This is a genomic window from Pandoraea sp. ISTKB, from assembly GCF_001721285.1.
GTDB lineage: Bacteria > Pseudomonadota > Gammaproteobacteria > Burkholderiales > Burkholderiaceae > Pandoraea > Pandoraea capi.
Genome location: NZ_MAOS01000062.1, coordinates 23,967 through 33,228 on the forward strand (window position 1 = coordinate 23,967; position 9,262 = coordinate 33,228).

Here is a 9,262-nt window from a genome sequence, read left to right on the forward strand (position 1 = left end):
GGTGAACAACCCCGGGGCGGCTTTTTTGCTCGTCATCCCTTCATGAAGCGCAGTGCGATGCGGGCGAGTCTCGGCACGAACGTCGGGCGCAATAGTCGCTTGTCGTAGCCGTCCATGCGGCGTGCGTCCTCTTCTAGACAGAGCAGAATCAGGTCGCGCGGCTTGAGCGACTCGCCGATGTCGGCGGTGCCGGTCGCCGGAAAGTTGGCGTCGCGCGCCACGCCGTCGGTGTCGATGCCACGCGCGATCGCCATGCGATCCCAGATCAGCGTGACCCACACGGCCGCCACGCGCGCATAGAACCAAGGACGTTTCCAGAACGGCAGCGTGCGCCGGTACCAGGCGACCCAGTTCGCGAAGAACAGGATGTGGCGCGCTTCTTCCTGAATCACCGGCTCGAACGTTTCCACCAGCGCCTCGGGGAAATAGCCCGAGCGCTGCGCCGAACGGAACAGACCGAAGGCGACAAAGCTGTCGATGCATTCGCTAAAGCCTGTTTTCATCCACGCCCATTCGGCGTCTTTGGGCGGCGGGTAAGGGGGCTCCTCGGCGAGTTCGATGCCGTAGGCCGCCACCAGTTTCGAGAGCACGACCTTGTGGCGGGCTTCTTCGTTGCCGTCCATGACGAGCGCTTCGCGCAGCAGCGGATCTTCAATCGTGGCCGCGTATGTGGCGACGCGAATGGACGCACGGCCTTCCGTCTGCACGGCAATGTCCCAGATGGGCAGTGCGGTCAGACGCTTGAGGGCATCGGGCGGTAGCGTCGGCCACTCGATGACGGACGGTTTGTAGGGATTGTGCGACTCCAGCAGCATGCGGCAGAACATACGTTTGTGGGAGTCCGAACCAATTTTCACGGGGCCATCGACATCGTATTGCCAATGGCGCATGACATGGTCGGCTTCCGCGACGGCTGCCGCTAGCGTGTCGGGCATCGGGTCGGGATATCGCATACGGTATGAGTCATGTCGGCGTCGGCAAAAATCATACCATTGGCGTTACGCACGCGCCGTGCAGACCGGCGGATGTCCGGTCTGCCTGCATGGCGCGCGAGGGCGAAACGTCAGAACAAATACATCCCGGCGACGAAGATGACGCCGGAGAACAGCAGCGCCGTCACGCAATACCCCATGATGTCGCGCACGCCGAGCCCGGCAATCGCGAGTGCGGGCAGCGCCCAGAACGGCTGCGCCATGTTGGTCCAGGCTTCGCCGTAGGCGATGGCCATGGCCGCCTTGCCGAGGTCGGCGTGCAGCGCCTGTGCGGCGGGCATGACGAACGGCCCCTGCACGACCCAGTGACCGCCGCCCGACGGCACCGCGAAGTTGATCACGGCCGAGCTGAGGAAGGCGAGCAGCGGGAACGTGTGCGCGTTGGCGATTTCGATGAACCAGTTCGTGATGACGCCGGCGAGCCCCGAGTGATCCATCGTCGCCTGAATACCGGCATAGAACGGAAACTGGATCATGATGCTCGACGCGCCACGTGCCGCATTCGCGATCGCGCGGGCATAGGCCATCGGCGTGCGATGCAGCAGAATGCCGATGCCGAGGAACGCAATGTTCACGGTATCGATGTCGAGCGTGAAGCCCTTCGTGACGGTGCGCAGCACGAGAAAGCCTGCGATCAGCGCGAACACCAGCAACGACAGCAGACGGCTTTCTTCGAGTTTCTCGGCGAACGTCGCATTCGGCCCGAGCACGCGCTCATGCGTCGGTTCGTCGACGAGCAGCTTCGGATCGACCGTCACCACTTCGTTCGGACGCGGCATCATCGCGCGGGCGAGCAACGGCAACATCACGATCAGGCCCACCGTGATGAACGCGTTGTAGCCGGTAAACAGCGTCTGCGAGACGGGGATCAGGCCGACGACCTTTTCCATTGGATTGCCGTGCGTGGCCGCGACGAGCGGCACCGAGCCGGACAAGCCGCCGTGCCACGTCAGAAAGCCCATGTACGCGCAGGCGACGAGCAGACGATAGTCGGTGCCCTTCACGCGGCGTGCGACTTCACGCGCGAACATCGCACCGAGCACGAGACCGAAGCCCCAGTTGATCGCGCAGGCCACGCCGGCGAGCAACGCGACCATCATCGTGGCTTGCGCCGGGGAGCGCGCGGCACCGGCAAGTGCTGCCATCGCGCGCTTCATCGGCCCGGAGCTGGCGAGGGCGTGACCCGTCACGAGAATCATCGCCATCTGCATCGAGAACGCCAGCAGATTCCAGAAGCCCGAACCCCAGAGCAGCACGAGATCGCCCGGCGTCTTGGGCGTGAAGCCCAGCGCCAGCGCAAAGGTAATGACCGTCAGGAAGATTGCGAAGATGAGCGGGTCGGGCAAAAAGCGGTGCACGACCTGCGTGAAAAAACGGGAAATACTTTTAACCACAACTGTCTCTTCCATTGTTAACTTATTAATCGATGCATTGTGTCATCGCACAGCCGTGCGGGCATGACGTAAAACTGCGTAATGGCAATGCATCGGAAGTTGTGGCAGGAAGCGAGCGGCGTTTGAAATATTTGGTAATTGTTGCGGCGCGTGCAACGCAGGTATTCGCGCGACGCGCTATATCGCGTGCGCAGACGTGACTAGACTGTAGAACCGCTGCCGCAGTTTTTGCAGCTACTCTGCAATGGACTCATCATGTCGCTGACCCTTGAGCAACTTTTTCCGCAGCATCGTCCCGAAGGTGAAGCCGTGGCTACGGCGCTCGACAGTCATGCTGTCGTACAGGCACTCTCGCTCGCGGTCGCCGATCATCCGCTCGCATTGCTTCGCATGATGTACCCGGCCACCGATGCGAATACGCACCGCAGCCGAGACGAACTCACGGAAGTGCTGCACCGTCACGGCCTGCATCAGGTCGCCGGGCTGATCGAAGAAGAATCGCCGTATCTGATGTTCTCGTCGGCCGAGCATGCACATCTCACGCTCGTCGAAATCCGCCGGTATTCGGCGGCCATTGCCGTGCATCTCTACTATCGCGGTCTGGCCGGTGTGGATGCCGAGACGCGTCTGCGCGCCGATGCCCGCGTGCCGGCCGACGGCCATTTCAAGCCGTTCGACTGATCACGCACGGATCGCACGATCCGCATACACCGTTGGCATGAGGGAAGTGTTCCCTATCGGCTCGATAGGGAACGTCGATGCCTGTCTGATGCTCAGGGATGGCGCTCGTGCGCCGCGCCGTTGCGCTGATCTGTCTGTGCTTGCGATGTCGCCTTGTCGGCGTCGGCAGGCGCAGGTGTCTTGTCGGGCGCACGGTCGCCATCCCAGCCGAAGGTGACCTGACGCTGTGCCCGGCGCGTGGCACGCTCGCGCGCCATCTGCTCCTCGAACTGACGACGCCCTTCCTTCGCGGTGGCGATCATCTTGTTGCGATCCTGGTAGGAGGGATACATTTCGTCCGTCAACTGCACATTGGCGCGTCTGAACGCCATGGTCGCCTCACGGGCTTCGGCAGCCGGCCACCCGAGCGTTTCGAGCACTGAGCGCGCGCTGCGCAACGAGGCGTCGAAGAGTTCGCGCTCGACGTGCTGCACGCCGCGATCGCGCAACTGGAACAAGTGTCCGACGTTGCGCGCTCTGGCCACGACCGGCACGTCCGGGAAGTGCTCGCGCATCAGATCGACGATCTCCAGCGACTGATCGATGTCGTCCACCGCGACGACCACCGCCCGCGCATTCGCCACGCCGGCGATACGCAGCAAGTCCAGACGCGTCGCATCCCCGTAGAACACACGAAAACCGAACTGACGCAGACTCTCGATGGTATCGGGGTCGTGATCGAGCACCGTGACCGACACCCCTTGCGGCACGAGCGCACGGCCGACGATCTGGCCGTAGCGACCGAAGCCGCAGATCACCACATTCGCCGACTGCGGCTCGGAGATCTCCTCCATGCGCGGTGATCCCTTCACGCTGTAGCGCGGCAGCAGCCACTTGTCGATGGCCACGAGCAGCAGCGGCGAGAGCAGCATCGACAGTGCCACTGCGCCAATCAGGAACGACGACACGGCGGGCGGCAACACTTGCGGGCCAGCCGACTGGAACACCACGAAAGCGAATTCGCCGCCTTGTGCGATCAGCAGCGTGAAGATGGGCCGCTCCTGATAGGGCAGTTGCATCAACCGCGACAGGCTGTAAATCGCCAGTCCCTTGAGCGCCATGAAGCCGACGACGACCGCAAGCATGCGCAGCGGTTGTGCGAGCAACACGCCGAAGTCGATGCTCATGCCCACGGCGATGAAGAACAGGCCGAGCAGCAAACCCTTGAACGGTTCGATGTCGGTTTCGAGTTCGCGACGGTATTCGCTCTCGGCGAGCAGCACGCCCGCGAGGAACGCGCCGAGCGCCATCGACAGACCGACCAGTTGCATCAACGTCGCAATGGCCACGACCAGCAGCAGCGCCGCTGCCGTAAAGATTTCCGGTGTCTTGCTGTTGGCGATCCAGCGCAGCAGCGGGCGCAACGCCAGACGTCCGCCGAGGATGATGGCCGCGATCACGCCGACGATCTTCAACGCTTCGAGCGCGCGCGTCGTGCCCGTCATCGTGTGGCTGTCGAACGAATTCGCGAGCAGCGGCAGCAACGCCAGAATCGGAATGGCCGCGACGTCCTGAAACAGCAGGATCGAGAAGCCGGCCTGACCGCTCGCGGTGGCGAGCATGTTGCGCTCGGCCATCACCTGCAAGGCAATGGCGGTGGACGACAGCGCCAGACCCAGCGCCGCAACGAGGGCGATGCGCCACGGCGCGCCGAGTGCCACACCGGCGGCGAAGAGGAGCACCGCGCAGCCGATGACCTGCGCCGAGCCCCATCCGAAGATCGGCCGTCGCAAACTCCATAGCCGTCGCGGCTCCAGTTCGAGGCCGACGAGAAACAGCATGAGCACTACGCCGAACTCGGCGAAGTGCAGCACGTCTTCCACGCGGGAGACGAGACCGAGACCCCACGGCCCGATCGCAATGCCGGCCGCGAGGTAGCCGATGATCGCGCCGAGACCCAGTGCGCGTGAGAGCGGCACGACGATGACGGCGGCTGCCAGATAAATCAGACTGGCAAGTAGCCACGACGGGACATGTTCCATCAGACGGCCCTCCCGACGGTGGTGTCGATACCTGTGTTGCCGGCGTTGGCGGGGGCCTCGGCGATGTCGCCCGTCGCACAGCGCGGACGGTCGGTCGATGGGATCGCCTGACACTCCGGCGCGTCGGCCATCGAGATCAGTTCCGGCCATTGCGGGTACGTGGCCAGACGCCCGGCGAATTCGCCGACGTGGGCGTCGAGGGCGGCGGCGTCGCAACGTCGCGCGCCGTAGAGCACGTGCGGCGGCAGGAAGCGCATGCCACACAGGTGCGCAGTCTGTTCGTAGCCCGGCAGGAACGCGGCGAACTCGTGCTGGTTGTAGCCCTCGGGACGATAGCTCTCCAGCGGCCCGCCGGTGCTGGCGACCAGCCAGAGATCCTTGTTCGCGAGTGCGTGTCCGTCCTGACCATAGGCCCAGCCCCACGACAGCACTTCGTCGAACCAGAGCTTTTGCAGCGGCGGCATGCTGTACCAGTAGATCGGATGGACGAGCACGATCAGGTCGGCGCGCGCGACACGTTGCTGCTCGGCGGCCACGTCGATACTGAAGTCGGGATAGGTCGAGTAAAGGTCATTGACGTCGACGCCGTCGATGCCGCGCGCGGCTTCGAGCAGGCGCCGGTTGACGCGTGAATCGCGCCAGCGCGGATGCGCCACGATGACATAGACGGCGCGCTGTGGCGTACCGTCGGGGGTGTCCGGCGCGGCGTGCTGGATACGGGTAGAGGCGGGGGCTGTCATGCGGGGGAGGATACCCCATTCAAATGACGCCGGGCATCGGGGTGTGGTCGCATGGGCGGTACCGTGCAACGGCCTGTTCAACGCGGCACGTTATGCAGGACGTTAGGCGGGACGTTAAAGACTCCGGTGGCAAAAGCCGTTAAGTGTGGATAAGCTTTGCTCAGCTTTCGAGGGCCGCGATGCGCCGTGAGGCGTGTTGCCGGTCAAAAGACAAATAACAAGACCTTTCGCGCAGGCGGTGCCTCCATGCACACGTCAGTGCTTTTCCGACATGTCGCCGCAAGCCTTTCGCAATACCGTCAATCTGATCTATCACGGACGCAACGTGGCGCTCACGTTGCTGCTCATTGCGCTGCTCTACAACCAGACGTTCTGGGTGTTCGCCAGCGCAGTGGCGGCGGCGCTGTGCACAGGGGCGTTGCATGAGGCTGCGCGTGCGCCGCAGGACGAAGACCTGCCGCCGCGTCCGCTCGTCATCCAGATCATCCGCATCTCGGTGCCGCTGCTGCTCACGATGTTCGCGCTCGGCTACGGCGCGGTCTGGCTGAACCGCAATTTCGGTTGACGGCGGGCGGTCCACGTCTACCCATTCATCAATGTCCCCATAGGCCGCATGGCGGGACGTGCGCCCGCCATGATCGGCTATCCCGGCATGTCCGTCACTTCACGAACTGGATATCGTTCGGCGCTTGCGGCGGCAGCTTGATCGCGAGGACCTTGAATTCACCGCTGGTGTTCTGCGACCCGGCGTGCACGGTGCCGCGCGGAATGATGATCAGATCGCCCGGATGCACTTCACGTTGCTGGTCGCCCAGCCAGAAGGTGCCACTGCCGGAAATCACATATTGAATTTCATCGGCATCCTGATGGGTGTGGCGCGGCACGTTGCCGCTCTGCACGGCGACGGTGCCGTTCTGTGTCGCGACCAGCGTGCGGCTGCGCAGCGTGCCCACGTTCGGCACGAGCTTGCCGATCTGTTCGTCGGTCATGGCGCCGACGTCGATGATCTGCGGGGTGAGCGGGGCGGCCTGCGCCATGGCGTTGGGCACGAGATGGGAAGCAACGAAGCCGGCGGCGAAGGCGGCGGGTACGGCGGTAAGCAGGACATAACGGCGCATGTTCTTATTTCCTCGGCAAAGACGTAGTGAGACGACGGCAAACGGAAGCTCGGACGAACGACTTGCGTGATGCGGAATACGTGATGCGTGATGCTTGATGCGGGTGATGCGAAGGATGTTGGCGATACAGACGATGCGGCGGATGGGCAAAGGGCCCGGAGAACATCGTGTGTTCGCCGGGCCCTGCGTTGCCTGAATCGGACTATACGCCCACTCGCGCCGGGGCGCGAGTGCGTGCGAGTGGGCTAGTCGGTTTGCCCCGTGTCCGGAAGATCAGACCTGTGGCGTGTCGCCGTGCTTGTGCAGCAGCGCGTTGCGCCGTGCGTAGGTGAAGTAGATCACCATGCCGATGGCAAGCCACACCACGAAGGCGATCCACGTGGCGGCTTGCAGATGCGCCATCAGGAACAGGCACAGCCCGGCGGAGATCAGCGGCACGACCGGTGCGCCCGGCACGCGGAACGCGCGCGGCAGGTCGGGGCGCGTGCGGCGCAGCACGAGTACCGCGACGGACACGAGCGCGAATGCCGACAGGGTGCCGATGTTGATCAGCTCGGCGAGCACGCCCAGCGGCACGAAACCTGCGATGACGGCGAACACCCCGCCGATGATCCAGGTGCCCGCGAACGGCGTCTTGTGCGTCGGATGGATGCGCGAGAGCAGCGGCGGCAACAGACCGTCACGCGACATGGCGTAAGTGATGCGGGTCTGGCCGTAGGTCATCACGAGAATGACGGTGGTCATGCCGAGAATGGCGCCGAGATCGACGAAGCCTGCGACCCAGTTCTGCCCGGCGTATTGCAGCGCGAGCGAGACGGGGTGATCCACACCGGCGAACTGCGCGAACGGTACGATGCCGGTCATGATGGCGGCCACGGCCACGTACAGCAGCGTGCACACGATGAGCGAGCCGATGATGCCGATGGGCAGATCGCGTCCCGGATTGCGGACTTCTTCGGCGGCGGACGTCACGGCGTCGAAGCCGATGAATGCGAAGAAGACGAGCGCCGCCGCATTGAACATGCCGCTGGTGCCGAAGGGCATGAACGGCGTCCAGTTGGCGGGTTTGACGTGCCAGACGCCGACGGCGATGAACAGCAGCACGACGCCGATCTTGATGGCGACCATGAGGTTGTTGATGCGCGCCGATTCGCGCACGCCGTACGACAGCACCCACGTAATGAGCAGCATGATGACGACGGCCGGCAGGTTGATGAAGGTCGTCACGCCCGGCACGCTGCCGGGGGCTGCGGTGATGGCCGCGGGCAGGTGCAGACCGAAGCCGGCGGCGAGCGACTGGAAGTACCCGGACCAGCCGACGGACACGGCGGACGACGCCAGCCCGTATTCGAGCATCAGATCCCAGCCGATGATCCACGCGACGATCTCGCCGAGCGTGGCATAGCTGTAGGTGTAGATGGAGCCCGAGACGGGGATGGTGGACGCGAACTCGGCGTAGCACAGCGCGGCAAAGCCGCAGGCCATGGCCGCGATGATGAAGGAGAGCGTGAGCGCCGGACCGGCCGTCAACGCGCCGGTGCCGGTGAGTACGAAGATGCCGGTGCCGATGATGGCGCCGATGCCCATCAGCACGAGGTCGACCGGGCCCAGCACTTTCTTGAGACTGCCACTGCGGCCAGCCGCCAGCATGTTCTCGATGTTTTTGGTTCGAAAAAGACTCATTGCCTGCAAAAGGTTCCTGCAACGTGTGCCCCTGGCCTGCGCGTCACGCGCGCCATCGGGGAATCCACGGGAGACGTGTCCCGCGACCTGGCTGCAAGGGCGCCCCGGGCTTGTGGCCGCTCGTCCCCCATGCGTGGCGGACACCCGCAGGGTTTGACGAACCACGTCGATGCGCTAACGCTGCCCACGCGCAAAGCCGGGGCAAATCGGCCGCCACCGGCGAGCGTGGATAGCACGCGCCGGATGCGGCAGGGCGATAGGCATGCCACGACGCGCCGTTGGGCGCATCGAAGCGGGACGAACACGATCGAGACTTACTGAGGATCCTGCCGGACTGCCGTGACCGTCGCGATTGATCGGCAATCACGGCGGCACACCGGAGATAGGTCTGCTGAAGGGTCTGCTACGTTGGTGCACGGCGACGTCGTTCGACGTCATGTGTGCAAGGGCTCGCTGTCCTGCGGTCCGGCCATCGGCGCCAGTTCGGCACCTCCGCCTGGCCGGAATTGCTCACATTTTAAGCGTTTTTTGCGAAGTGCGTGCAGCGGGGGCTGAATTAGGGGCAGATCTTGGGGGCCTGGCTCAACTTAATTCACACCACATCCCGGTATCGCCGCTTCGTTCTGTCTCACA

General features: G+C 64.0%; 8 protein-coding genes. 2 read left to right on the plus strand and 6 right to left on the minus strand.

Annotation, left to right across the window (positions count from 1 at the left end; translation table 11 throughout):
- Positions 1–32: 32 nt before the first annotated feature.
- Both A9762_RS22840 and A9762_RS22845 read right to left on the minus strand, forming a co-directional pair.
- Entirely contained in the window at positions 33–935 is a 903-nt protein-coding gene (locus A9762_RS22840) for an aminomethyltransferase (RefSeq protein ID WP_069344293.1), read from the minus strand.
- 128 nt (positions 936–1,063) lie between these two features.
- Positions 1,064–2,386, minus strand: a complete 1,323-nt coding sequence (locus tag A9762_RS22845) for a TIGR00366 family protein (RefSeq protein WP_069344283.1) — start codon at positions 2,384–2,386, stop codon at positions 1,064–1,066.
- Positions 2,387–2,641: 255 nt separating this feature from the next.
- On the opposite strand from A9762_RS22845, the gene A9762_RS22850 reads away from it, so the two are divergent.
- A complete protein-coding gene (locus A9762_RS22850; RefSeq protein WP_069344284.1) occupies positions 2,642–3,067 on the plus strand; it encodes a hypothetical protein in 426 nt (141 codons plus the stop codon).
- A gap of 92 nt (positions 3,068–3,159) precedes the next feature.
- Here the strand turns inward: A9762_RS22850 and kefC are convergent, their stop codons facing one another.
- Both kefC and A9762_RS22860 read right to left on the minus strand, forming a co-directional pair.
- Positions 3,160–5,088 (minus strand): glutathione-regulated potassium-efflux system protein KefC, encoded by a 1,929-nt coding sequence (kefC, locus tag A9762_RS22855; RefSeq protein ID WP_083254207.1) that lies wholly within the window; start codon positions 5,086–5,088, stop codon positions 3,160–3,162.
- Entirely contained in the window at positions 5,088–5,828 is a 741-nt protein-coding gene (locus A9762_RS22860; RefSeq protein WP_083254208.1) for an NAD(P)H-dependent oxidoreductase, read from the minus strand. The genes kefC and A9762_RS22860 overlap by 1 nt, the downstream gene beginning before the upstream one ends.
- A gap of 271 nt (positions 5,829–6,099) precedes the next feature.
- Between A9762_RS22860 and A9762_RS22865 the strand changes: the two genes are divergently transcribed.
- Positions 6,100–6,393 carry a hypothetical protein gene (locus A9762_RS22865; RefSeq protein WP_069344285.1) on the plus strand — a complete coding sequence of 98 codons (294 nt, stop codon included), beginning with the start codon at positions 6,100–6,102 and terminating at the stop codon, positions 6,391–6,393.
- A gap of 94 nt (positions 6,394–6,487) precedes the next feature.
- Here the strand turns inward: A9762_RS22865 and A9762_RS22870 are convergent, their stop codons facing one another.
- The gene (locus A9762_RS22870; protein WP_069344286.1) at positions 6,488–6,946 is read right to left on the minus strand and encodes a cupin domain-containing protein; all 459 of its coding nucleotides are present in this window, start codon (positions 6,944–6,946) and stop codon (positions 6,488–6,490) included.
- 273 nt (positions 6,947–7,219) lie between these two features.
- Entirely contained in the window at positions 7,220–8,629 is a 1,410-nt protein-coding gene (locus A9762_RS22875; RefSeq protein ID WP_069344287.1) for an amino acid permease, read from the minus strand.
- Positions 8,630–9,262 lie beyond the last annotated feature (633 nt).